Genomic DNA, 22,191 nt, shown 5'->3' on the forward strand with positions numbered 1-22,191 from the left:
CTGTCGAGCCGGTCGGTGTTCCTGGTCACCTTCCTGCTCGCAATTCCCACCTTGATCGCACTCTCTCGCATCCGCGAGCACGAAGTCGACATCGCGCGCTGTCACGGCGAGATGCCGCGCGAGGCGGAGGATCGCGGCGACACCAATATCTGGCATCTGATCCGGCAGCGGCCGCTCATTGTCTTTGCACTCAGCGTGCTCCTGTTGCAGCTCGCGAACGCCTCGATGATGCCGCTGATGGCAAGCGCGGTGACAGCGCGATCGAGCGAGTGGGCGACGGTGCTCGTCGCTTTTTGCATCGTCGTGCCGCAGGCGATCGTGGCGCTGCTGTCGCCGAGCGTCGGGCGCAAGGCGCAAGTATGGGGCCGCAGGCCGCTGCTGCTGATCGGATTCGCGGCGCTGACGATTCGCGGTCTGCTGTTCGCGACAGTGCGCGATCCGTATCTGCTGGTGCTGGTGCAGGTGTTCGACGGCCTCACCGCGGCGGTGTTCGCGGTGATGATCCCGCTGATCGTGGCCGACGTCGCCTTCGGCAGCGGCCATTTCAACCTCGCGCAGGGCATTGTCGGCACGGCAATGGGCATCGGCGCGTCGCTGAGCACCGCGCTTGGCGGCTATGTCAGCGATAAATTCGGCAATGCCATGGCGTTCACCGGACTGTCCGGCGTCGCGGCGACGGGACTTCTGCTTATTCTGCTTGTCATGCCGGAGACGCGGCGCAAGGGCATGATCGCAGCAAAAGAAATGGCCGGCTGAATCAATCAGCCGGCCATGAGGGGGTGGGAGAGGGGAGATCAGGCGTCGAGATTGTGCAGGCGTGCGCGGTTGCGCAGCACGATATGGCGGGCGCCGGAGAAGCCGAGAATGCCCTGGGCGTGAAGCTGCGACAGCGCGCGCGAGACGGTCTCGAGCGTGAGACCGAGATAGTCGCCGATGTCGCGGCGGCACATCGGCAGCGCCATCATGCCTGCAACCGCGAGGCGGCGGTCCATTTCGAGCAGGAAGGTTGCGACGCGCTCCATCGCGGTCTTGCGGCCCAGCAGCAGCATGTGGTCCTCGGCGTGGCGAAGCTCACCGGCGGTCATCGCCCAAAGCTTGCGGGCGACCTGGACGTCGGTGGCTGCGGCCTTCTCGAGGCTCGCGCGCTTCACGAGGCGCACAGTGGTGTCGATGATAGCTTCAGCAGCAAGGCGGTGGGTGGTGCCGGATTCGAGGCCGAACACGTCGCCGGGAAGGTGGAAGGAGCCGATCTGGCGGCGGCCGTCGGAGAGAAGCTTGTAGCTGCGCACGGCGCCGGTGACGACCTGATAGACATACTCGGCCGACTCGTCCTCGCCATAGATTTCCTCCTCCTTGCGGTAGGAGAACTCGGTGGCAACGAGGCCGACATGGCCGGCGATCGCACCGAACTGGTCAGAGACGGGATGGGCGGGTGCGATCTTGCCGCCGATCTGGGTCTTGATCGCCGGGGCGTTGAAGGTCTGGGTCAGCATCTGCGCCATCTCCGTTGTGATGACGCTTAGGTACGCGGTATCGGGTGCCTCGAAAATTTCGCGAGATATCTTAAGGAGATTGCCTTACGTAGAATCCCGTAGGTCAGCTATGGACCCGGTTCTGGATGGCGTGGCGAATGCGTTTGACCAGGTTTTCGTCCAGAAGCGGCTTCAGAATCACTTCATTCACGCCTGCGGCCGCCGCCCGGGCCGAGATATTCGAGTCGGGATAGCCGGTGATCAGGATCACGGGGGTATCGCCCTCGGACTGGCGCAGTCGCCCGGCCAGCTCGATGCCGTTGATGTCAGGCATTTTGTAGTCGATCACGTAACAGTCTGCACCGGACGGGCGCGCCGCATTGAGCAGCGCCGTGGCGTTCCTGAAGGTCCGTACGGCAAAACCGTCGGTTTCCAGCAAAAACCTCAGCGAGCCAAGCACAGCGGCATCGTCGTCGACCACATAGACAGTTGGCTTTGCGGGTGACGACATCTGGAGCCGCTCGGGATGGGAGCTGATCGCAATCATTCCGATCTGGTAGCACAGGGCGAGCGGAGGGTTTTGACTTGCCTCAACTCCTGTTGACTTCAATCATTGAGCATTCCGGCGCGCATCGCTAGCCGGACCAGCTCCGACAGGCTGTTGGCCTGCATCTTGGTCATTACGTTGGCCCGGTAGACCTCGATGGTGCGCGGGCTGATGTCGTACTCGCGAGCGATCAGCTTGTTGGAGAGGCCCGCGATCAGCCCCTCCATGACCTGTCGTTCTCTGGGGCTCAGGGACGCGACGCGAGCGGCGACGTCCTGGCCCATGGCCTCGTTCCTGGCGGCCGGCTCGCCCTCGCGGATCGCGGATTCGATCATGGCGACGAGGCGGTCATCCTCGAACGGCTTTTCCAGGAAATCCATCGCACCGAGCTTCATCGCCTCGACCGCGAGCGGCACGTCGCCATGACCGGTCATGATCAGGATCGGAAACCGGCTGCGCTGCGCCTTCAGGCGCTTCAGAAGCTCGATCCCATCGATGCCGGGCATCCGCACGTCGGAGACGACGCAGCCGAAGGCGAGGCCGGGCAGGGCATCGAGAAAACTCTGCGCGTTGTCGAACAGTGTGACGCCGAAGCCGGCTGAATCCAGCAGGAAGTTCAGCGAATCCCGCATCGCCTCGTCGTCGTCAATGACGTAGATGGTTCCCTTGGTCGTCATGGATCAGTTCTCGTCGGCTGCCGGCAAGGTGAAGCGGAATGTCGCCCCACCCGATGCGTTGCTCTCGGCCCACATCCGGCCGCCGTGAGCCTCGATGATCGAGCGGCTGATGGAAAGTCCCACGCCCATGCCGGTGTCTTTGGTGGTGAAGAAAGTCTGAAACAGGTTTGGCATGACGTCGTCCTGGAAGCCGGAGCCGGAGTCGGAGACCTCGATCTCGATCATGTCGTCGGCGGCGCGGGTGTTGGTGACGACGAGCTCGCGCCGTGGCGACTTCGCCATCGCTTCCAGCGCGTTGCGGAAGAGGTTGACCAGCACCTGCTGGATTTGCACCCGGTCGGCGAGCACGAGATCGGCATTTGGATTGAGGCTGAACCGAAGCTGCACGTCCTGCTCGCGCGCGCCGGCGAGCCCGAGCGCGCCGGCCTCCTCGATCAGCTTGGACAGGCTCTCGACCCTTTTCTCCGATTCGCCGCGGGAGACGAAGTCGCGCAAGCGGCGGATGATCTGGCCGGCGCGCAGCGCCTGCTCGGCGGCGCGGTCCAGCGCGCTCTCGATCTTCGGCGTATTCGGATCCTGGCTTCCGGCGAGGAGCCGCCGCGACCCCTTCATGTAGTTGCTGATCGCTGCCAGCGGCTGGTTGAGCTCGTGAGCGAGCGCGGACGCCATTTCGCCCATCGCGCTCAGCCGCGAGACGTGGACAAGTTCGGACTGCAGTTCCTGGAGCCGCGCCTGGGTTTTCTGATGCTCGGTCAGATCGCGGACGAAACCGGTGAAATAGGGCTCGCCGCCCGACTGCATCTCGCCGATCGACAGGTGCATCGGAAAGGTCGTGCCGTCGCGGCGCTTGCCGGTCACGATGCGGCCGATGCCGATGATGTGTGGGTCGCTGGTGGTCCGGTAGCGCGCGATGTAGCCGTCGTGACGTGAGCTGTCGGGCTCCGGCATCAGGATGCGGACGTTCTGGCCGATCGCCTCCGACTCGACCCAGCCGAACAGGCGCTCGGCCGCCGCGCTGAAGAGCTGGATGACGCCGTGGCCGTCGATGACGATCATGGCGTCTGGAATCGTCTGGAGGATCGAGCGGAGGTGACTCTCGCGCGTGCGCAGGGTTTCCTCGACCTGCTTCTCTTCATCGACGTCAAGAAAGATGCCGCTGAGATGTCGGGCGGCGCCGGCGTCGTCCCGAATCAGCCCCGCGCGCGCACGGATCCACTGCGCTCTGCCCAACGCCCCCGCGACCCTGAACGACACGTCGAAGCTGCCGCCCCGTTCGGAGACGTGTCGGATCGCACTCTCGATCCGCTCGCGGTCGTTCGGCTCCAGCCGGGACAGGAACAGCGCGTAACTCACCGATTGGCCAGATTCGATTCCGAACAGGATCCTGGCCGTCTCCGACCACTCCAACTCCAGTGTCTTGAGATCGAGGTCCCAGGTCCCGACGCCAAATCCTTCGATTCGAACGCGGAAATGTTCGCCCCGGCCGTCATCTTGCGGATGAATCACGCGGGTCGGCGCCAAACGATCACTCCCATTCTGATGCGGGGAACCGCACAGCGTTACCGTTGGCAATGTACCCAAGGAGGGGCCAGAGGCAAGTTCCGATGTCTTATACCATCGGCAGATTTCCGGCCGGCGCGGTGATCCAAGGTTTTGATCTATCTCATCCTGCCCCGGCGGCGGTGGGCTTACGATCGGATCAAAGCTCATTGCCCCGGAGACTCCGATGACATACGCGACCGTGATGGTCAGCCTGGCGCTCGATCAGCCCAACGAGGCGCGGCTTCAGGTCGCGGGCGAGCTTGCCGAACGATTTGAGGCGTCGATCATCGGCGTTGCTGCGGCGCAGTTCGCCCCGCCGCTCTACTACAGCGATGGCGCCGCAGCGCAGGGACTGATCGATGAGGGAGAAGCCTCGGTCAAGCGACGCCTGAGCAGGCTCGAGGCGCAATTCCGCGCCGCGATCAGGAATCGCGGCGGGCATGTGGAATGGCGCAGCGCCATGGATTTCCCGGCGCGCCTTACGTTCGCTCAGGCACGTTGCGCCGACATCGTCGTCGCCGGCGGGCAGAGCCCGGCCTTCTCCGACGCCTTCGCGCTCGCGAGCCCAAAGGATCTGGTGATGCAAGCCGGCCGACCGATCCTGGTCGTGCCTGACGGGGTCAACTGGCTCGATCTGCGCAGCGTCCTGGTGGCGTGGAAGGATACGCCGGAAGCGCGGCGGGCGCTCGCCGATGCGCTGCCATTACTGCGCAAGGCCAGGGATGTCACCGTCCTCGCAATTCCCGAAGGTGACGACGACCGCACTGCCGCGGTCGCTGGCGCGACCGACGTGACGGCGTGGCTTGCCCGCCACGGCGTGACCGCGATCACGCGCGTTTCCGAAGCGGCCCGGAACGAAACCGTCGCCGGGCAACTGGAGAAAATTGCCGGCGACGTCGGCGCCAGCATGATCGTCGCCGGTGCCTACGGTCATTCGCGCTTCCGCGAACTGATCCTCGGCGGCGTCACCCAATATCTGGTCACTCAATCTGCCCGCTGCGTGCTGCTGTCGCACTGACGCTGGAGCGATACAAGACCAATCAAAGAGGACGCGCCGTGTACAGATTCCTTGAACAGACCGTCGAAAGCTACATGACGCAGGACGTCAGGACAGTGAGGCGCGACCTCGACCTGCTCGCGCTGAGCGAGATGTTCGAGCGCGATGATTTCAATTCCTATCCGGTCGAGGACGACGGACAGGTCGTCGGCATCGTCACCAAGTTCGACATCCTGAAGTGCTTCGCCTTCACGCCGAGCCAGATGCTGCCGCGCTACCACGACCTGATGACCCGCAAAATCGGCGACGTCATGACGCCCGACTTTATCTATGTCAGCCCCGACACGCGGCTGACGCGCGTGCTCCAGATCATGGTCGAGCACCGCATCAGGAGCATCATCGTGCTCGACGGCGCGCAGAAGCTGATCGGAATCGTCGCGCGCGAGGACGTCATCGCGGCGCTCAAGGCGACGGCACGCGACTGAGGAGGCGGCTGCAGATTCGCAATTCTCGACTCCGCCATGTCACGCAGGCGGTGGGCTGCCGTTTATGCTCTGCGGTGCCCAAGCGACTGATATCGCTCTGCGATCTACATCGGTCTCACATTAACAGAAATCCACATAGCTTGATTTCAATCAATTCCCCGCGAGGGCGAATGTGGTTTCTGGCCCTGTGTTCTTTCAGAGAGAGTCCGCATGAGCCAGCCCTCCATCTCCAAGTCCATGACGTCAGGTGAAAGCGGCCTGGCTGTCGTGTTCGCGGTCACCGCCTTCCTCTGCGTGATTGCCTCGGCCAAGGCGCTCGATGCGCCCTTCGCCTTCCATGCCGCGCTGAGCGCGGCGGCGAGCCTGGCCGCGGTCTTCTGCATCATCAACCGTTACCTCGACCGACCGGCGGCGCTGCCGCCTGCGGAGATCAACGGCCGGCCCAACTACAACATGGGGCCGATCAAGTTCTCCTCCGTCATGGCGATGTTCTGGGGCATTGCCGGCTTTCTCGTCGGCCTCATCATCGCCTCGCAACTGGCGTGGCCGGCGCTGAACTTCGATCTGCCCTGGACCAGCTTCGGCCGCCTGCGTCCGCTGCACACGTCCGCAGTGATCTTCGCCTTCGGCGGCAACGTCCTGATCGCGACGTCGTTCTACGTCGTCCAGAAGAGCTGCCGCGTGCGCCTTGCAGGCGATCTCGCGCCCTGGTTCGTCGTCGTAGGCTACAATTTCTTCATCCTGATCGCCGGCACCGGCTATCTGCTCGGCGTCACCCAGTCGAAGGAATATGCCGAGCCGGAATGGTACGCCGATCTGTGGCTGACCATCGTCTGGGTCACCTATCTGCTGGTCTTCCTTGCCACGATCATCAAGCGCAAGGAGCCGCACATCTTTGTTGCGAACTGGTTCTATCTCGCCTTCATCGTGACGATCGCGGTCTTGCATCTCGGCAACAACCCGGCGCTGCCGGTCTCGGTGTTCGGCTCGAAATCCTACATCGCCTGGGGCGGCATCCAGGATGCCATGTTCCAGTGGTGGTACGGCCACAACGCGGTCGGCTTCTTCCTGACCGCCGGCTTCCTCGCCATCATGTATTACTTCATTCCGAAGCGGGCCGAGCGGCCGATCTATTCCTACCGTCTCTCGATCATCCACTTCTGGGCGCTGATCTTCCTGTACATCTGGGCCGGCCCACACCATCTGCACTACACGGCGCTGCCGGACTGGACCCAGACGCTCGGCATGACCTTCTCGATCATGCTGTGGATGCCGTCCTGGGGCGGCATGATCAACGGCCTGATGACGCTGTCGGGCGCCTGGGACAAGCTGCGCACCGATCCCGTGCTGCGCATGCTCGTGGTCTCCGTCGCCTTCTACGGCATGTCGACCTTCGAAGGCCCGATGATGTCGATCAAGGTGGTCAACTCGCTCAGCCACTACACCGACTGGACCATCGGCCACGTGCACTCCGGCGCGCTCGGCTGGGTTGGTTTCGTCTCCTTCGGCGCGCTCTACTGCCTCGTGCCCTGGATCTGGAATCGGAAGGGCCTCTACAGCCTCAAGCTCGTCAACTGGCACTTCTGGATCGCGACGCTTGGCATCGTCCTCTACATCTCGGCGATGTGGGTGTCCGGCATCCTCCAGGGCCTGATGTGGCGCGCCTACACCTCGCTCGGCTTCCTCGAATATTCCTTCATCGAGACCGTCGAGGCGATGCATCCCTTCTACATCATCCGCGCCGCCGGCGGCGGGCTGTTCCTGATCGGCGCGCTGATCATGGCCTATAATCTCTGGATGACGGTTCGCGTCGGCGAACAGGAAGTCCAGATGCCCGTCGCTCTTCAGCCGGCGGAATGAGGAGTCTTCCATGTCGTTCTGGACACGCCACCAAATCTTCGAAAAGAACTCGATCATCCTCATCGTCGGCATCCTGCTGGTGATCGCGATCGGCGGTCTCGTCGAGATCACCCCGCTGTTCTACCTCAAGAGCACGATCGAGGCGGTCGACGGGATCAGGCCGTATACGCCGCTGGAGCTCGCCGGGCGCAACGTCTACATCCGCGAGGGCTGCTATCTCTGCCATTCGCAGATGATCCGGCCCTTGCGCGACGAGGTCGAGCGCTACGGACATTTCTCGTTGGCCGCCGAGAGCATGTACGACCATCCGTTCCAGTGGGGCTCGAAGCGCACCGGTCCCGACCTTGCCCGCGTCGGCGCCAAATATTCCGACGACTGGCATGTGACCCATCTGGCCAATCCGCGCGCGATCGTGCCGCAGTCGGTGATGCCAGGCTATCCGTTCCTCAGCCAGACCGAGGTCGATCCGGACACGATCGCCGACCACATGCGCACGCTGCGGACCGTCGGCACGCCCTACACCGACGACCAGATCGCCAATGCGGGCGCCGACATGAAGGCCCAGGCCGATCCTGACAATGCCGGCTCCGACGCTTTCACCAAGCGCTACGCCAAGGCCGTGGTGCGCAACTTCGACGGCAAGGCCGGCACGCCGACCGAGATGGACGCGCTGATCGCCTATCTCCAGATGCTCGGCACGCTGGTCGATTTCAAGATCTACAACGAGAAAGCCAATCTTCGCTGAGAAGGCACCCACGATGAAAGCCATCCTGACACTCGACAATCTCGCGTCCGGTCTCGTGACCACGATCTGGACGCCGGTGTTCGTCGCGATCTTTCTCGCGATCATCGCCTACGCATTATGGCCCCGTAACAAGGCTGCGTTCGACGAAGCAGCACACCTGCCGTTGCGGGAGGAGTGAGAGACCATGACCGATCATCATAGCGACATCGATTCCGTCACCGGCAAGTCCACGACCGGACATGAATGGGACGGCATCAAGGAGCTCAACACGCCGCTGCCGCGCTGGTGGGTGATCAGCTTCTACCTCACCATCGTCTGGTCGATCGGCTACTGGATCGTGTATCCGGCCTGGCCGCTGATCTCCAGCAATACCACGGGCCTGTTCGGCTACTCGACACGCGCCGATGTCGCGGTCGAGCTCGCCAATCTCGAGAAGATCCGCGGAGCCAAGATGGTTGCGCTGGGCGCGGCCTCGCTCGCCGACATCGAGAAGGACCCGGCGCTGCTGGCGCTCGCGCGCGCCAAGGGCAAGACCGTGTTCGGCGACAATTGCGCGCCATGTCACGGCTCAGGCGGCGCGGGTGCCAAGGGCTATCCGAATCTGAACGACGACGACTGGCTGTGGGGCGGTTCGCTCGACCAGATCATGCAGACCATCCAGTTCGGCGCACGTTCCGGCCACGCCAAGACGCATGAAGGCCAGATGCTCGCATTCGGCAAGGACGGCGTGCTGAAGCCGGATGAGATCGTCACGGCCGCCAACTATGTCCGGGCACTGTCGGGCCTTCCGACCCGCAAGGGCTATGACGCGGCCAAGGGCGAGAAGATCTTCGCGGAGAATTGCGTCGCCTGCCATGGCGGCGGCGGCAAGGGCAACCCGGAGATGGGTGCCCCCAACCTGACCGATAAGATCTGGCTCTATGGTTCGGACGAGGCGACGCTGATCGAGACCATCAGCCAGGGCCGCGCGGGCGTGATGCCGGCCTGGGAAGGGCGGCTCGATCCCGCCACCATCAAGGCGATGGCAGTTTACGTCCACTCGCTGGGCGGCGGAAAATAGCCAATCCGGGACACGCGGGGGCGAACAAAAAAGCTCCCGCTTGCGCTGGATCAACTGACGCGGCGGCGTCGGGTCTAGGTTTTATCGCACCTCTCGAAAAGCTGCAGGCGATGAACAGGACCGCGAACCCAAAAGAGCTCCCATTAGACGATGACAACGGGCCGCTCTATGTGGCCCAGAAGAAAGTCTATCCCCAGAGCACCTCCGGCACCTTCCGCCGGATCAAATGGGGCCTGATGGCCTTCTGCCTCGGCGTCTACTACTTCCTGCCGTTCGTGCGCTGGAACCGCGGACTCGGCGCTCCCAGCCAAGCGGTGCTGATCGATCTTCCCAACAGTCGCTTCTATTTCTTCTTCATCGAGCTGTGGCCGCAGGAGGTCTACTACTTCACCGGCCTGCTGATCGTCGCCGCGGTGGCGCTATTCCTGATGAACTCGGTCGGCGGCCGTATCTGGTGCGGCTATCTCTGTCCGCAGACGGTGTGGACCGACCTGTTCTATGCGGTCGAGCGTCTGATCGAGGGTGACCGGCGCGAGCGGATGAAGAAGGACAAATCGTCCGACCCGATGAAGCTGGAGCGGATCTCCGAGATCGTGCTCAAACATTCGATCTGGCTCTTGATCGGGTGGTGGACCGGCGGCGCCTGGGTGCTCTATTTCAACGACGCACCGACGCTGGTCAAGGAACTCGTCACGTTCCAGGCGCCGATGCTCGCCTATGTCTGGATCGGCATTCTCACCGCGACGACCTATCTGCTCGCCGGCTACATGCGCGAGCAGGTCTGCACCTATATGTGCCCGTGGCCGCGCATCCAGGCGGCGCTAACCGATGAATGGGCGCTCAACGTCACCTACCGCTACGACCGCGGCGAGAAGCGTACGTCGGTGAAGAAGGCGGCCGAGCTGCGCGCGCTCGGGCAGCAGGTTGGTGATTGCGTCGATTGCTACCAGTGCGTGGCGGTCTGCCCGACCGGCATCGACATCCGCAACGGACCGCAGATGGAATGCATCCAGTGCGGGCTCTGCATTGATGCCTGCGACAATGTGATGACGAAAATCGGCCGGCCGAAGCGGCTGATCGGCTATGACAACGACGTCAACATCCAGCGCCGCCAGGAAGGCAAGGCGCCGATCTACCGCATCGTCCGGGCCCGCACCGTCTCCTACAGCGCGATCATCGCGGCGGTCGGCGGCATCATGATCTATACGCTGGCGACTCGCAGCCTGCTCGACGTCAACGTGCTGCACGACCGCAACCCGGTCGCGGTCAGGCTCAGCGACGGCTCGATCCGCAATGCCTACACGGTGCGGCTGCTCAACAAGAGCGGTTACGACCGGGTCATCGCGATCGACGCGAGCGGCCCGGTCAATGCGACAATCCATGTCATCGGAATCGATTCTGTGACGCCGGACCGGCCGATGATCGTGGTTCCGCGCGACTCCACCAGCGAGCTGCGGCTGCTCGTGACCGCTTCGGTGGAGGGCAATCCGGAAAAGTCCATCCCGGTTCACTTTCACGTCACCGATATCGGCCTCGGCGAAGTCGCCAGCGCCACCGACAATTTCGTCGCGCCCTAGGATCAGGAGTTCGCCATGGCAACCAAGCCGCTGACCGGAACAAAAGTGTTTCTGATGCTGGTCGCCTTCTTCGGCGTCGTGATCGGCGTCAACGCGACCATGATGAAGCTCGCGATCGCGACGCTGCCAGGGACGGACGTCGACAGCCCCTATGCCGCTGGGCTCGCCTATGACCGCGAGATCTCGGCGGCGCAGGACCAGGCTGCGCGCAAATGGAAGGTCAACGCCCATGTCGAGCGCCGCGCCGATGGCGGCGCCGTGCTTCAGGTCGAGGCGCGCGACGCGAGCGGCCAGCCGATCGCCGGACTGAAATTCGGCGGCCGCCTGGAGCGGCCGACCGACAAGCGCGCCGATCTCGCAATCGAGCTCTCGGAGGCCGGTATCGGCCTCTATCGCGGCGATGCCGCATCGGTCGCGTCGGGCCAGTGGGACTTGGTGATCCAAGGCGAGGCGCGGGGAACGCGCGTGTTCATGTCGCGCAACCGCGTGATCCTGAACTGAAGGATTTTGCCATGCACGTCTCGCGGGACTTTTCGCATTACGTCCGGACTGCGGGCGAGGGCGTCCAGCACATCGATCTCGCGGTCGAGGGCGTGCACTGCGCCGGCTGTATGGCCAAGATCGAGCGCGGGCTGTCCGCGATTCCCGACGTCACGCTGGCGCGCGTGAACCTCACCGACCGGCGCGTTGCGCTGGAATGGAAGGCGGGCACGCTCGATCCTATCAGCTTCATCGATCGCCTCGAAGAGCTCGGCTACAAGGCCTATCCTTACGAAACCGAGAGCGCGGAGGCGACCGAGGTCGCCGAATCGCGCTTCCTGCTGCGTTGCCTCGGCGTCGCCGCGTTCGCCACCATGAACGTGATGATGCTGTCGATCCCGGTGTGGTCCGGCAACGTCTCGGACATGCTGCCGGAGCAGCGCGATTTCTTCCACTGGCTGTCGGCGCTGATCGCGCTGCCGGCGGCGGCCTATGCCGGCCAGCCGTTCTTCCGCTCGGCCTGGCGCGCGCTGTCGGCCAGGACCACCAACATGGACGTGCCGATCTCGATCGGCGTGACGCTGGCGCTCGGCATGTCCGTGGTCGAGACCATCAACCACGCCGAGCACGCCTATTTCGACGCGGCGATCATGCTGCTCACTTTCCTACTGGTCGGTCGCTTCCTCGACCAGAACATGCGGCGGCGGACCCGCGCGGTCGCGGGCAATCTCGCCGCGCTCAAGGCGGAGACCGCGGCCAAGTTCGTCGGGCCCGACGAGATATCCCAAGTGCCGGTGGCCGCGATCTATCCCGGCGACATCGTGCTGCTGCGGCCCGGCGAGCGCTGCGCGGTCGACGGCACTGTGATCGAGGGCCGTTCCGAGATCGACCAGAGCCTGATCACCGGCGAGACGCTCTACGTCACGGCAGGCCAGGGCACGCCGGTCTATGCGGGATCGATGAACATCTCGGGGACCTTGCGGGTGCGGGTCTCGGCGGCCTCCGAGGCGACGCTGCTCGCCGAGATCACGCGGCTGCTCGACAATGCGCTGCAGGCGCGCTCGCGCTACATGCGGCTCGCAGACCGCGCTTCGCGACTCTACGCGCCGGTGGTGCATGCCACCGCGCTCGTCACCATCCTCGGCTGGGTCATCGCGGGCGCCGGCTGGCATGATGCCATCGTGACCGGCGTCGCGGTGCTGATCATCACCTGTCCCTGCGCGCTCGGGCTCGCCATTCCGACGGTACAGACCGTGGCCTCTGGCGCGATGTTCAAGGCTGGTGTCCTGCTGAATTCCGGCGATGCCATCGAGCGTCTCGCGGAAGCCGATCACGTCGTCTTCGACAAGACCGGCACGCTGACGCTGCCCGATCTCGAAGTGATGAATGCGGCCGATATTCCAGCAGACATCTTCGAGCTTGCCGGGCGGCTCGCGCTGTCGAGCCATCATCCGGTCGCCGCCGCGGTCGCGCAGGCCGCCGACGCCAGATCGCCGATCGTTGGCGCGGTCGAGGAGGCCGGCCAGGGCGTGCGCGCTGTGGTCGATGGCATCGAGATTCGCCTCGGCCGTCCGTCTTTCTGCGGCGCCGAGACGCTGGTCTCGGACGTGACACATCTCGACCCCGAAGCCTCCGTCGTGGCTTTCAGCAAGGGCAGCGAAAAATTCATCCTCTCCGTGCGCCAGGGCCTCCGTCCCGATGCGCAGGCTGTGATCGCGGCGCTGAAGGCGCGCAATATCGGCATCGAGATTCTCTCCGGCGACCGTGAACCGGCGGTGATCGCGGCGGCCCACGCGCTGGGCATCTCCGAATGGCGCGCCGGGGTGACCCCGGCCGACAAGATCGCGCGGATCGAGGTCCTGAAGCAGCGGGGCATGAAGGTCCTGATGGTCGGCGACGGCATGAACGATGCGCCCTCGCTGGCGGCGGCCCATGTCTCGATATCGCCGATCTCGGCCGCGCATTTGAGCCAAGCGACCGCCGATCTCGTCTTCCTCGGTCGGCCGCTGGCCCCGGTTGTCGCCGCCATCGATGCTTCGCGCAAGGCGCTGCACCTGATGCGGCAGAATCTCTGGCTGGCGATCGGCTACAATTTCCTCGCGGTGCCGGTCGCGATCAGCGGCGTCGTCACGCCGCTGATCGCGGCTGCCGCCATGAGCGGATCGTCGATCCTGGTGATGCTGAATTCGCTGCGTGCGCGCGGCGCCCCGCGGGAGATCGTGTGATGGAAATCCTGGTCATCCTGGTGCCGCTGGCGCTGATGCTCGGTCTCGCCGGTCTGGCCGCTTTCCTTTGGTCGCTTCGAAGCGGCCAGTACGACGATCTCGACGGCGCCGCCTGGCGCGCCATCGCCGACGACGAGCCGCCGCAGGAGGCGCCGGCCAAGCGCTAGCGCTTCAAGGCGAGCGTCAGCAGGGCCGCGACAGCGAGCGCCAGGCCCACCCCGGCCACGCAGGCATGCCAGCCATACGCGTCGAACAGCCGGCCGAGGACGGCGGTGCCGACGAGCCCACCGCAGAAATAGCAGGCGAGATAGGTGCCGCTGGCGATGCCGCGGTTTACAGCCGCAGCCTGTCCGACGAATCCTGTCGCAGCCGCTTGCGCGGAAAAGGTGCCGGTTCCGACCAGAACCATCCCGGCGAGGACCGCGCCCAGGTGCGGGACCAACATCAGCGGCAAGCCGACCCCGGCGATGGCGAGCGAGCCCCAGATCGTCGGACGCGTTCCGAGGCGCGACGCCACTTTGCCAGCCAGCAACGTGGTGACCACCGACGGCAGGAAGACGAAGTAAACGAAGCCGAGGTCCATCATGCCCAGCGACAGCGGTGGTCGAACCAGAACGAAATTGACGAATGTGAAGGTGCCGATGAATGCGAACAGGATGCAGAAGCCGATGCCGTAGGCGGCACGCAGCCGTGCATCCTGCCACTGCGCGATCGTCGCGGCAAACGCCGATGCCGTCGACGTCGTTGCACGCGTCGGCTGTACGCGCGCAATGGTGAAATAGACCAGGGCGGCACCGGCCAGATTGAGGGCCGCGAAGAAGTAGAAATTCCATGCCAGGCCAAGGCTATCGGCGATCGCGGCCGAGACCAGCCGGCCGACGAGATTGCTGGCGACGTTTCCTGTGATGTAGGCGGCAAAGGCGCCGCCGGAATCCATTGCGCTGCATTGCTCGCCGAGATGAGCCAATGTCAATGCGAAGGCGGACGCCATGCAGAGACCCTGCGCGACCCGCAGGCCGGTGAAGACGGCAAGATTGGGTGCAGTCGCCAGCAGGCTCGTCGGAATCGCGAGCAGGGTCAGGCTGAGCAGGATGCCGGTCCGCCTGTCGATGTGCGGGCTGAGAAGGCCGACGACGAGGCCTGCGACGGCCATGCCGAACGTGCTGGCGTTGACGGCCAGGCTCATCGCGGCCGGCGTGACGCCGTAGCGGCGCGTCAGCGAGGGCAGGATCGCCTGCGTCGCGAAGAGATCGACGACCGTCAGGAACGCAGTGAGGCCGATCACGAGAGAGCGAAGCGCAAGACCTGGTGAATGCGCGTCCATCGCCATCGCGGTTGGTTTGATCGGCGCGGAAAGATCGGTCATGGCAGGCCTCCCTTGTGATGAATGTGGCGCCCGCATGCGGGGCAGCATGGGGATCGCGGGCGCCACATTCCGTCACGCGTGCGCTGGGGTCGCGCACCCGTTACATGTTGTGGTCGTGCGGGTCCTTGCGGACGTCGCCGACATAGAGAATGACCGTTTCCTTGCCGAGGTTCTTCCACCAGTGCGAGGTGCCGGACACCTCCGGGCGGATGTCGCCGGCCTTGTGCACGATCGGATCGACGCAGTTGGAAACGTGTTCGACGATCTCGCCTTGCTGCACGAAGATCAGGGCAGGGCGGTCGTCATGGCTGTGCCAGGGCACGATGCCGCCGGGCTCGATGGTCAGCTTGCGGAAGCGCAGCTCGCGGCCTTCGATATGCGCCGGCTGTTTGCCGAGGTCGATGGCGCCGAGCGTGACGTCGGTGACGCCGACCGGCTTGTAGTCGACCATCTGCTGCGCGTTCGGCTTGATCTTGTCGGCCGGGCATTCGCCGGCGGAGACTGGCTGCGCCGAGAGTGTCAATACGCCGAGGATGGCCAAGCCGGGCCAGACCGCACGCGACAATGTGTGATGCTTGAACATCGGGACGTCTCCTGTGTTGGCCGCAACCGCAATGGTCGCTGGCTATGTTGGGACTTTCGTCGAGAGAGCGCTCGTTCTGAAATGCTCTTTCGCTCTCGCTGCGATAGACCGGCGCTATCGGGCCCGATAGGCGCTCGCTATCGAACCGATTGGGGATTGGCATTTCCGCTTCCCGAGCGACTGGCGTTCGATGGTGGGGCGCCCGGTTGGCGGGCGTTCACGTCACTCCGGAGGAACATCTCATGACGAAATTGTCCAAGACCTTGATTGCCACGGCTGCGTTCGTGGTCATCGCCACATCGGCCTTCGCGGAAGCCACATGGGACTTCAAGGCCGGCATGGCCTATATGTATGGCGGACCCGGCAAGATGTCGGCGATGGCCATGGCCCCGGCGGAGAAGAACCACGAGGCCATGATGAAGAACGCCAAGAAAGTCCCCGACAACACCGTCTTCTTCATGGACAACGGATCGCTGTATTCCACCTCGGGGCGGCTGGACCCGACCGGCAATTTCTACGTGAACTGATCGCGTGCGCATGACGGCCGCCCCTTGCGGGCGGCCGGATCGGGCACCTAATATTCGTCCCCTGAACGCTGGAGCGCAAGATGACCTCTCTCTCGCCGGCCGATGCCGAGCGGCTTAAACACGCCTTCCAGCGCTGCCGTGACATGGATGGCACGCTGAACGAGCAGCTCCGCGCCTATGCCGACGCCAGCCGCGACGTGTTCCCGGCCTATGGCGAGGCAGTCGACAATCTGGTGACCAGATTGAATGGAAACGGCGGCGGCGAGACCGCGCCGCGTCCGGGCGAGTCGATGCCGCCGTTCATGTTGCCGGACGAGAGCGGGCGTCTCGTCGCGCTGTCCTCACTGCTGGAGAGCGGCCCGGTCGCCGTGATGTTTTTCCGCGGCCATTGGTGTCCCTATTGCCGGCTCAATGTCCGCGCGGTGGTCCAGGCGCTGGACCGCGTCGAGTCCATGGGTGCGCGCATAGTCGCGATCATGCCGGAGACGCAGGAATACACCCAGCAGCTCAAGGCGGAAGCTGGTGCCCCATTTCCGATCCTGACCGACCTCGACAACGGCTATGCGTTGTCGCTCAATCTCGCGATCTGGCTCGGTGCCGAGATCCAGCACCTGTTGTCCTATCAGGACATGGCGAAATTCCACGGCAATGATGGCTGGATGCTGCCGATCCCGGCCGTGTTCGTCGTTGGTCGCGACGGTCTCGTGAAAGCCCGCTTCGTCGATCCGGATTTCCGCAAGCGAATCGAGATCGATGATCTGCTTGAAGCGTTGGAAGGCGCGAGCAGGGAGGCCTGAAAGAGTGAGGAGCGAGCGTGGCTGCTACCCCGCAATCTCCCGCCAATCCGCACCGCGCAACATGCGCATAACGGCATTGGCCACCGCCGTGCGCTGCCGGCCGGCCACCCCGTAGAGGCTGACGGTGCGACGGGCGTCCAGCCCGGCGACCGCAGCGCGCGTCAACGTCTCCGGAACGGGCGAGGTGTGCGGCAGCATGGCGACGCCGATGTCGGCCTCGACCAGCTCGATCAAATCGCGCTCGTTCGAGATTTCGTGACCCTGCTCGATCGCGATGCCGTGCTCGCGCAGGCTCGCCGAGATACGGGCGGAATGCTCGCAAAACGTCCGGCTCAGCAGCTGCTCCGCGCGCAGATCGTCCAGTGCGATGCTGCTGCGGCCGGCCAGGCGATGTCCGTCGCTGACCACGAGCTCGAAGCTCTCGGTGAACAGCGGCCAGACATCGAGCCGCTCCCAGGCCTCGTCGATGTCCGCGGCAATCCCTAGCTCGGCCTCGCCCTTCTTCAGGAACTCGGCCACTTCACGACTCGAGCCGCGCAGGAAGCGGAATTCGAGCCGGTTGAACTGCCGCTTGATCTGGTTGAGATGCGGAATGAGGAGCGACAGGTCGATCGCATGCGTCAGCGCGACGCGGAGCGCGCCGATCTCGCCGCTCCGGAACGAGGAGGCCAGCGATCGGGCGCCGGTGGCCGCTTCGAAACACTGCTTCAGCAGCGGATGCATGCGCTGGCCGAGCTCGGTCAATTGCGCCGCGGGCCGTTCGCGGCGAAACAGATCGCCGCCGAGCTCGGCCTCGAGCTGCTTGATCGCGCGCGTCAGCGAAGGCTGCGTCACGTTGCATTCCTCGGCGGCACGCGTGAAGTTCAAGAGTTGCGCCACCGCGAGGAAATAGCGGACCTGGTGCATTTCCATGGATCGGCTCCCAGCAAGATCAGCCGAAAGCTAGCCGATCGGCGCGGAGAATGACATCCCGACCGCAATAGCGCACAGGCATGGTTTCGGAAGCCAACGGGCATTTCCGTCAAACCCGGCGATGCTTCACAGTCGGCTCAGCACAAGTCGTCATGTCAAAGGAGTTTGCCCGTGAATATGTCCGTCAAACCGCAGACGTCCGCCTCCCGGGCGCTCGCGGGCAAGGTTGCGCTGGTCACGGGCTCAACCAGTGGCATCGGCCTCGGTATCGCGCGGGCACTTGCCGCGGCCGGCGCCGACATCGTGCTGAACGGCCTTGGTGTGGCGGCCGAGCTCGACCGGACGCGCGAGCAGATCGCGGCGGAGTTCGGCGTCAAGGCAAGGTTTTCGCCGGCCGACATGACCAGACCGAATTCGATCGCCGAAATGATCGCGGCGACGGTTGCGCAGGCCGGCCGCCTGGATATCCTGATCAACAATGCCGGCATCCAGCACGTTGCGCCGCTGGAGCAGTTTCCGGTCGAGAAATGGGACCAGATCCTCGCGATCAATCTGTCGTCGGCCTTCCACACCACGCGGCTCGCGCTGCCCGCAATGCGACAGAACGGGTTCGGGCGGATCATCAACATCGCCTCCGCGCACGGCCTGGTCGCCTCGCCGTTCAAGGCGGCCTACGTCGCCGCCAAGCACGGCATCGTCGGGCTCACCAAGGTGACCGCGCTGGAGACGGCAGAAGAGGGCATTACCTGCAACGCGATCTGTCCCGGCTATGTCTATACGCCACTGGTCGAGGCGCAGATCGATGGGCAGGCCAAGGCGCATGGAATCTCGCGTGACCAGGTGATCCGTGACGTGCTGCTGGCGCAACAGCCGAACAAGCGCTTCTCGACCGTCGAGGAGCTCGGTGCGCTCAGCGTATTTCTGTCCACCAACGCAGCGGCCACGATCACCGGGATTGCGTTGCCCGTGGACGGAGGCTGGACCGCGCATTGAGGCGAGCGCGTAACATAGGGTCGCTAGGAGCGAACATGGCAAGGGTACGGGCTCTCAGGGAGCAGAATATGAACGATGTGAAGCGCGATACCAGCGTGTCGAAGGATCTGCCCGGCCAGGTGGTGCTGGTGCTTCAGGGCGGCGGTGCACTCGGATCCTATCAGGCCGGGGTGTACCAGGCGCTGCACGAGGCCGGCATCGAGCCGGACTGGATCATCGGCACCTCGATCGGCGCCATCAATGCCTGGCTCATTGCGGGCAACGCGCCTGACCAGCGGCTGCTGCGCCTGAAGCAGTTCTGGAAACGGATGGAGCAGAATCCGGTCTGGAATCTGCGCACCCCGTTTGCCGGCTTCAATGAAAAGCTCGCCTATTGGTCGACCTTGACCCACGGCATTCCCGGCTTCTTCCGTCCCAATCCATTGGCGCATGCGGGCGATTCCTATCCGCTCGGAGCCGATCACGCCGGCTTCTATTCGACGGCGCCGCTGGAGCGGACGCTGCTCGAGCTTGTCGATTTCGGCCGGATCAACCGCTGCGCGCCACGGTTGACGGTCGGCGCCGCTCACGTCCGCAGCAGCCAGATGCGCTATTTCGACAGCCGCGACGGCGAGCTGACGGTGAAGCATGTCATGGCTTCGGGCGCGCTGCCGCCGGCGTTTCCGGCGGTACGCATCGACGGCGAGCTCTATTGGGACGGCGGCATTCTGTCGAACACGCCGACCGAGGCCGTCTTCGACGACAATCCGCGCAAAAATTCGCTGATCCTCGCCGTGCATTTGTGGAATCCCGCCGGCGCCGAGCCGACCACGATGGCGGAGGTGCTGAACCGGCACAAGGATGTGCAATATTCCAGCCGGATCGCGAGCCAGATCACGCGCCAGCAGCAAACCCATCGCCTGCGCCACGTCATTAGCCAGCTCGCCGCGCGACTGCCTGAAAGCGAGCGCAGCAATCCGGCGGTGAGGGAATTGATCGACTACGGCTGCCCGACCAGGATGCATGTCGTGCGCCTGCTTGCGCCGCAGCTCGACCGCGAGAGCCACACCAAGGATATCGACTTCAGTCCGTCCGGCATCATGCGGCGCTGGGATGCCGGCTATTCGCACACAAAGTCAGTGCTTGAGCGAAGGCCGTGGGTTGGCGAGTTCGATCCGCTCGCGAGCGTGGTGCTGCACGAACATATGGACGAGATGCCGATGGCGGCGGAGTAGGGCCGCAAGCGATCGTCCCCTTCATCGAATTGCCACATGCCTTGCGGATTGTCGGTCCTGGTCCGCAATCGAAAGTCCCTGCAGGTGGTGTCCGGGAGCGAACTTGAATCTGCCCTTGATACCGTCCGCGCCAACGCGGCGGGACCGGTCGCCGGCGTGTTCGGCCCTGACACGGTGACCTGGCAAATCGACCGCGAGGCCGTGATCTTTCTCGGCGCCGGCCGGGCGCTGCTCCTTCAACTCGCGCATCCCTGGGTCGCCGCCGCCATCGCCGAGCATTCGAAAACCCTCGCTGATCCGATCGGACGATTTCACCGCACCTTCGACATCGTCTTTGCCATGGTGTTCGGTTCGCTTGACCGCGCGCTGTTGTCGTCGCGGCAATTGCACCGGCGCCACAGCATGATCGTCGGCGAGATGCCCGAGACCGTCGGTCCATTCGCGGCAGGCTCGCGCTACTGTGCCAACGACATCCCGTCGCTGCGCTGGGTTCATGCCACGCTGGTCGAGACCGCGCTGATGGCGCATGATCTGGTCTTGCCGCCGCTCTCGGCGGACGAACGCGAACGCTACTGGGCCGAGAGTCGGTTGTTCGGTGCGTTGTTCGGGTTGACGGCGCACGATCTGCCGGCGGACTGGTCCGGCTTTGCGGCCTACACCGCGGCAATGACGCAGTCGGATACGCTGACCGTCAGCCCGGCCGCGCGCGAGATCGCCGCGCAGATCTTTGGTGGAGCGCGCCCGTGGTTGCGTCCGCCGCGCTGGTATCGCGCGCTCACCGCGAGCCTGCTGCCGGAAAGCTTGCGTGTGGGATTCGGGTTCGAGCTTGACGAGCGTGACACCAGATCCGCCGAGAAGGCGCTGCGATGGATACGGCGGGTCTATCCAAGGTTGCCAGACCGGCTGCGCTATGTCGGTCCCTACCAGGAAGCGCAAGCGCGGCTGCGCGGAGAGCCGCAGCCCGACTGGATGACGCGGTGCCTCAACCGTGCCTGGATCGGACGGTCGCAGATGGATGTGCGCGGGAGGGGGTGAAGTCCTCCGCCGTTGCCACAAACCACCGTCATTGCGAGGAGCTCTTGCGACGAAGCAATCCAGGCTGCTGCCACGGAAACAGTCTGGATTGCTTCGCTACGCTCGCAATGACGAGGACACGCAGGCCTCACACCGCCGCCAGCTTCCGGTACAGCGCGTTGTAGCTGCCGGCCGGGATGCTCCAGGAGAACGACCGTCCCATCGCACTGCGACGCATGGTGTCGAGCTGGTCCTGCGCCATGAAGGCGGAGAACGCACGGCGGACGCCGCCGAGGAAGGATTCATGCGAAGGTTTTGAGAACAGGAAGCCGGTTTCGCCGTCGGTAATGGTCTCGGCGAGGCCGCCGGTCTGGTGGCCGATCGGCAGCGAGCCGAAGCGCTGGGCGTACATCTGGCTGAGCCCGCAGGGCTCGAAGCGTGACGGCATCAATGTGAAGTCGCTACCGGCGAAGATGCGGCGCGCCTGGGCCTCGTTGAAGCCGATCACGACCCCGATCGCGTCAGGCCGCCGGCGATGCGCGTCGATTAGCGCCTGCTCGAGCGCCGGCTCGCCGGAGCCGGTGACCACGATCTGCCCGCCGGCATCGACGATCTCGTCGGCCGCCGCCAGCACGAGGTCGATGCCCTTCTGGTGCACGAGGCGGGCGACGATGCCGAACATCGGGCCGCGCGACACCGCAAGCCCGAACTGCTTGCGCACGTAATCCGCATTGGCCTTCTTGCCGACCCAGTCGCCGGCGCCGAACTGCTGGGCAAGCTGGGCGCAGGAACGCGGGTCCCAGCTCTCGTCGATGCCGTTGAGGATGCCGGTGAGCTCGGCCGCGTCGGAGCGGACTCGAAGCAGGCCTTCGAGACCGCAGCCGAATTCATCCGTGGTGATCTCCCGCGCATAGGTGCCGCTGACTGTGGTGAGATGCGAGGCGTAGACCAGCCCGGCCTTGAGGAAGGAGAGCTGGTCGTAGAACTCGACGCCGTCGATGTGGAAGGAGCTCTCCGGCGCGCCGATCCGCCGCAGCGAGTCCTTCGGGAAGAGGCCCTGATAGGCGAGGTTGTGAATGGTCAGGATCGACGGCAGCTTGGAGCCGCGCCAGGCGAGG

The 22,191-nt window shown here is 64.5% G+C and carries 24 protein-coding genes; 16 read left to right on the forward strand and 8 right to left on the reverse strand.

Features of this window, described 5'->3' with window-relative positions:
- A partial coding sequence (locus IVB32_RS33740; RefSeq protein ID WP_247412814.1) for an MFS transporter occupies window positions 1–756 on the forward strand: 756 nt, incomplete at its 5' end.
- Between the two features lie 38 nt (window positions 757–794).
- Here the strand turns inward: IVB32_RS33740 and IVB32_RS33745 are convergent.
- The 4 genes from IVB32_RS33745 to fixL form a co-directional block, all read right to left on the reverse strand.
- Complete coding sequence (locus tag IVB32_RS33745) at window positions 795–1,493, reverse strand: helix-turn-helix domain-containing protein (protein ID WP_026233309.1); 699 nt, start codon at window positions 1,491–1,493, stop codon at window positions 795–797.
- A 103-nt stretch (window positions 1,494–1,596) separates the two neighbouring features.
- Window positions 1,597–2,019: a response regulator gene (locus IVB32_RS33750; RefSeq protein ID WP_018457138.1), complete on the reverse strand. Its 423-nt coding sequence runs from the start codon at window positions 2,017–2,019 to the stop codon at window positions 1,597–1,599.
- A gap of 59 nt (window positions 2,020–2,078) precedes the next feature.
- A complete protein-coding gene (gene fixJ, locus IVB32_RS33755; protein WP_018457137.1) occupies window positions 2,079–2,696 on the reverse strand; it encodes a response regulator FixJ in 618 nt (205 codons plus the stop codon).
- A 3-nt stretch (window positions 2,697–2,699) separates the two neighbouring features.
- Window positions 2,700–4,217 carry a sensor protein FixL gene (fixL, locus tag IVB32_RS33760; protein WP_085362240.1) on the reverse strand — a complete coding sequence of 506 codons (1,518 nt, stop codon included), beginning with the start codon at window positions 4,215–4,217 and terminating at the stop codon, window positions 2,700–2,702.
- Window positions 4,218–4,422: 205 nt separating this feature from the next.
- Here fixL and IVB32_RS33765 point away from each other — a divergent pair, with 205 nt between their 5' ends.
- The 10 genes from IVB32_RS33765 (at window position 4,423) to ccoS (ending at window position 13,834) form a co-directional block, all read left to right on the forward strand.
- Complete coding sequence (locus IVB32_RS33765) at window positions 4,423–5,256, forward strand: universal stress protein (protein WP_204510564.1); 834 nt, start codon at window positions 4,423–4,425, stop codon at window positions 5,254–5,256.
- A gap of 38 nt (window positions 5,257–5,294) precedes the next feature.
- Window positions 5,295–5,720: a CBS domain-containing protein gene (locus tag IVB32_RS33770; RefSeq protein ID WP_085362242.1), complete on the forward strand. Its 426-nt coding sequence runs from the start codon at window positions 5,295–5,297 to the stop codon at window positions 5,718–5,720.
- Between the two features lie 210 nt (window positions 5,721–5,930).
- Entirely contained in the window at window positions 5,931–7,580 is a 1,650-nt protein-coding gene (gene ccoN / locus IVB32_RS33775) for a cytochrome-c oxidase, cbb3-type subunit I (RefSeq protein ID WP_007607681.1), read from the forward strand.
- A 10-nt stretch (window positions 7,581–7,590) separates the two neighbouring features.
- Window positions 7,591–8,325, forward strand: a complete 735-nt coding sequence (gene ccoO, locus IVB32_RS33780) for a cytochrome-c oxidase, cbb3-type subunit II (RefSeq protein WP_247300297.1) — start codon at window positions 7,591–7,593, stop codon at window positions 8,323–8,325.
- Between the two features lie 13 nt (window positions 8,326–8,338).
- Window positions 8,339–8,503: a CcoQ/FixQ family Cbb3-type cytochrome c oxidase assembly chaperone gene (locus IVB32_RS33785; RefSeq protein ID WP_018457132.1), complete on the forward strand. Its 165-nt coding sequence runs from the start codon at window positions 8,339–8,341 to the stop codon at window positions 8,501–8,503.
- Window positions 8,504–8,509: 6 nt separating this feature from the next.
- A complete protein-coding gene (gene ccoP, locus IVB32_RS33790) occupies window positions 8,510–9,385 on the forward strand; it encodes a cytochrome-c oxidase, cbb3-type subunit III (protein WP_247300295.1) in 876 nt (291 codons plus the stop codon).
- 110 nt (window positions 9,386–9,495) lie between these two features.
- Complete coding sequence (gene ccoG, locus IVB32_RS33795; RefSeq protein WP_204510567.1) at window positions 9,496–10,962, forward strand: cytochrome c oxidase accessory protein CcoG; 1,467 nt, start codon at window positions 9,496–9,498, stop codon at window positions 10,960–10,962.
- 15 nt (window positions 10,963–10,977) lie between these two features.
- Complete coding sequence (locus IVB32_RS33800; RefSeq protein WP_085352098.1) at window positions 10,978–11,463, forward strand: FixH family protein; 486 nt, start codon at window positions 10,978–10,980, stop codon at window positions 11,461–11,463.
- Between the two features lie 11 nt (window positions 11,464–11,474).
- Window positions 11,475–13,667 (forward strand): cation-translocating P-type ATPase, encoded by a 2,193-nt coding sequence (locus IVB32_RS33805; RefSeq protein ID WP_204510568.1) that lies wholly within the window; start codon window positions 11,475–11,477, stop codon window positions 13,665–13,667.
- Complete coding sequence (gene ccoS / locus IVB32_RS33810; protein ID WP_007594007.1) at window positions 13,667–13,834, forward strand: cbb3-type cytochrome oxidase assembly protein CcoS; 168 nt, start codon at window positions 13,667–13,669, stop codon at window positions 13,832–13,834. Before IVB32_RS33805 ends, ccoS begins: the two co-directional genes overlap by 1 nt.
- Here ccoS and IVB32_RS33815 read toward each other — a convergent pair.
- Together IVB32_RS33815 and IVB32_RS33820 are read right to left on the reverse strand one after the other, a co-directional pair.
- The gene (locus IVB32_RS33815) at window positions 13,831–15,033 is read right to left on the reverse strand and encodes an MFS transporter (protein WP_204510569.1); all 1,203 of its coding nucleotides are present in this window, start codon (window positions 15,031–15,033) and stop codon (window positions 13,831–13,833) included. The genes ccoS and IVB32_RS33815 overlap by 4 nt on opposite strands.
- 100 nt (window positions 15,034–15,133) lie before the next feature.
- Entirely contained in the window at window positions 15,134–15,616 is a 483-nt protein-coding gene (locus tag IVB32_RS33820; RefSeq protein WP_204510570.1) for a cupin domain-containing protein, read from the reverse strand.
- 242 nt (window positions 15,617–15,858) lie between these two features.
- Here IVB32_RS33820 and IVB32_RS33825 point away from each other — a divergent pair, with 242 nt between their 5' ends.
- Both IVB32_RS33825 and IVB32_RS33830 read left to right on the forward strand, forming a co-directional pair.
- The gene (locus IVB32_RS33825; RefSeq protein WP_204510571.1) at window positions 15,859–16,143 is read left to right on the forward strand and encodes a hypothetical protein; all 285 of its coding nucleotides are present in this window, start codon (window positions 15,859–15,861) and stop codon (window positions 16,141–16,143) included.
- 80 nt (window positions 16,144–16,223) lie between these two features.
- The gene (locus IVB32_RS33830; protein ID WP_085362251.1) at window positions 16,224–16,940 is read left to right on the forward strand and encodes a peroxiredoxin-like family protein; all 717 of its coding nucleotides are present in this window, start codon (window positions 16,224–16,226) and stop codon (window positions 16,938–16,940) included.
- Between the two features lie 24 nt (window positions 16,941–16,964).
- Here IVB32_RS33830 and IVB32_RS33835 read toward each other — a convergent pair whose 3' ends face one another.
- A complete protein-coding gene (locus IVB32_RS33835) occupies window positions 16,965–17,852 on the reverse strand; it encodes a LysR family transcriptional regulator (RefSeq protein WP_018457123.1) in 888 nt (295 codons plus the stop codon).
- Window positions 17,853–18,029: 177 nt separating this feature from the next.
- On the opposite strand from IVB32_RS33835, the gene IVB32_RS33840 reads away from it, so the two are divergent.
- From IVB32_RS33840 to IVB32_RS33850, 3 genes are all read left to right on the forward strand, one after another.
- Window positions 18,030–18,845: a 3-hydroxybutyrate dehydrogenase gene (locus IVB32_RS33840; RefSeq protein WP_094183368.1), complete on the forward strand. Its 816-nt coding sequence runs from the start codon at window positions 18,030–18,032 to the stop codon at window positions 18,843–18,845.
- Window positions 18,846–18,913: 68 nt separating this feature from the next.
- Window positions 18,914–20,059, forward strand: coding sequence for a patatin-like phospholipase family protein (locus tag IVB32_RS33845; RefSeq protein WP_018457121.1), 1,146 nt, complete (start codon window positions 18,914–18,916; stop codon window positions 20,057–20,059).
- Between the two features lie 84 nt (window positions 20,060–20,143).
- The gene (locus tag IVB32_RS33850; RefSeq protein WP_085385949.1) at window positions 20,144–21,094 is read left to right on the forward strand and encodes an oxygenase MpaB family protein; all 951 of its coding nucleotides are present in this window, start codon (window positions 20,144–20,146) and stop codon (window positions 21,092–21,094) included.
- Window positions 21,095–21,221: 127 nt separating this feature from the next.
- Here the strand turns inward: IVB32_RS33850 and IVB32_RS33855 are convergent.
- The coding region (locus IVB32_RS33855) for a glycogen synthase (protein ID WP_247412815.1) at window positions 21,222–22,191 on the reverse strand (970 nt) is incomplete at its 5' end.

Source organism: Bradyrhizobium sp. 23 (assembly GCF_023073295.1).
Lineage (GTDB): Bacteria > Pseudomonadota > Alphaproteobacteria > Rhizobiales > Xanthobacteraceae > Bradyrhizobium > Bradyrhizobium canariense_D.

Coding starts and splice junctions, on each gene's coding strand:
- ccoN (WP_007607681.1), top strand. CDS start 5,931: ATGAGCCAGCCCTCCATCTCCAAGTCCATGACGTCAGGTGAAAGCGGC.
- IVB32_RS33745 (WP_026233309.1), bottom strand. CDS start 1,493: ATGCTGACCCAGACCTTCAACGCCCCGGCGATCAAGACCCAGATCGGC.
- IVB32_RS33845 (WP_018457121.1), top strand. CDS start 18,914: ATGAACGATGTGAAGCGCGATACCAGCGTGTCGAAGGATCTGCCCGGC.
- IVB32_RS33800 (WP_085352098.1), top strand. CDS start 10,978: ATGGCAACCAAGCCGCTGACCGGAACAAAAGTGTTTCTGATGCTGGTC.
- ccoO (WP_247300297.1), top strand. CDS start 7,591: ATGTCGTTCTGGACACGCCACCAAATCTTCGAAAAGAACTCGATCATC.
- IVB32_RS33765 (WP_204510564.1), top strand. CDS start 4,423: ATGACATACGCGACCGTGATGGTCAGCCTGGCGCTCGATCAGCCCAAC.
- IVB32_RS33840 (WP_094183368.1), top strand. CDS start 18,030: ATGTCCGTCAAACCGCAGACGTCCGCCTCCCGGGCGCTCGCGGGCAAG.
- IVB32_RS33750 (WP_018457138.1), bottom strand. CDS start 2,019: ATGATTGCGATCAGCTCCCATCCCGAGCGGCTCCAGATGTCGTCACCC.
- IVB32_RS33785 (WP_018457132.1), top strand. CDS start 8,339: ATGAAAGCCATCCTGACACTCGACAATCTCGCGTCCGGTCTCGTGACC.
- ccoS (WP_007594007.1), top strand. CDS start 13,667: ATGGAAATCCTGGTCATCCTGGTGCCGCTGGCGCTGATGCTCGGTCTC.
- IVB32_RS33835 (WP_018457123.1), bottom strand. CDS start 17,852: ATGGAAATGCACCAGGTCCGCTATTTCCTCGCGGTGGCGCAACTCTTG.
- IVB32_RS33830 (WP_085362251.1), top strand. CDS start 16,224: ATGACCTCTCTCTCGCCGGCCGATGCCGAGCGGCTTAAACACGCCTTC.
- IVB32_RS33805 (WP_204510568.1), top strand. CDS start 11,475: ATGCACGTCTCGCGGGACTTTTCGCATTACGTCCGGACTGCGGGCGAG.
- IVB32_RS33825 (WP_204510571.1), top strand. CDS start 15,859: ATGACGAAATTGTCCAAGACCTTGATTGCCACGGCTGCGTTCGTGGTC.
- ccoG (WP_204510567.1), top strand. CDS start 9,496: ATGAACAGGACCGCGAACCCAAAAGAGCTCCCATTAGACGATGACAAC.
- IVB32_RS33815 (WP_204510569.1), bottom strand. CDS start 15,033: ATGACCGATCTTTCCGCGCCGATCAAACCAACCGCGATGGCGATGGAC.
- fixJ (WP_018457137.1), bottom strand. CDS start 2,696: ATGACGACCAAGGGAACCATCTACGTCATTGACGACGACGAGGCGATG.
- ccoP (WP_247300295.1), top strand. CDS start 8,510: ATGACCGATCATCATAGCGACATCGATTCCGTCACCGGCAAGTCCACG.
- IVB32_RS33820 (WP_204510570.1), bottom strand. CDS start 15,616: ATGTTCAAGCATCACACATTGTCGCGTGCGGTCTGGCCCGGCTTGGCC.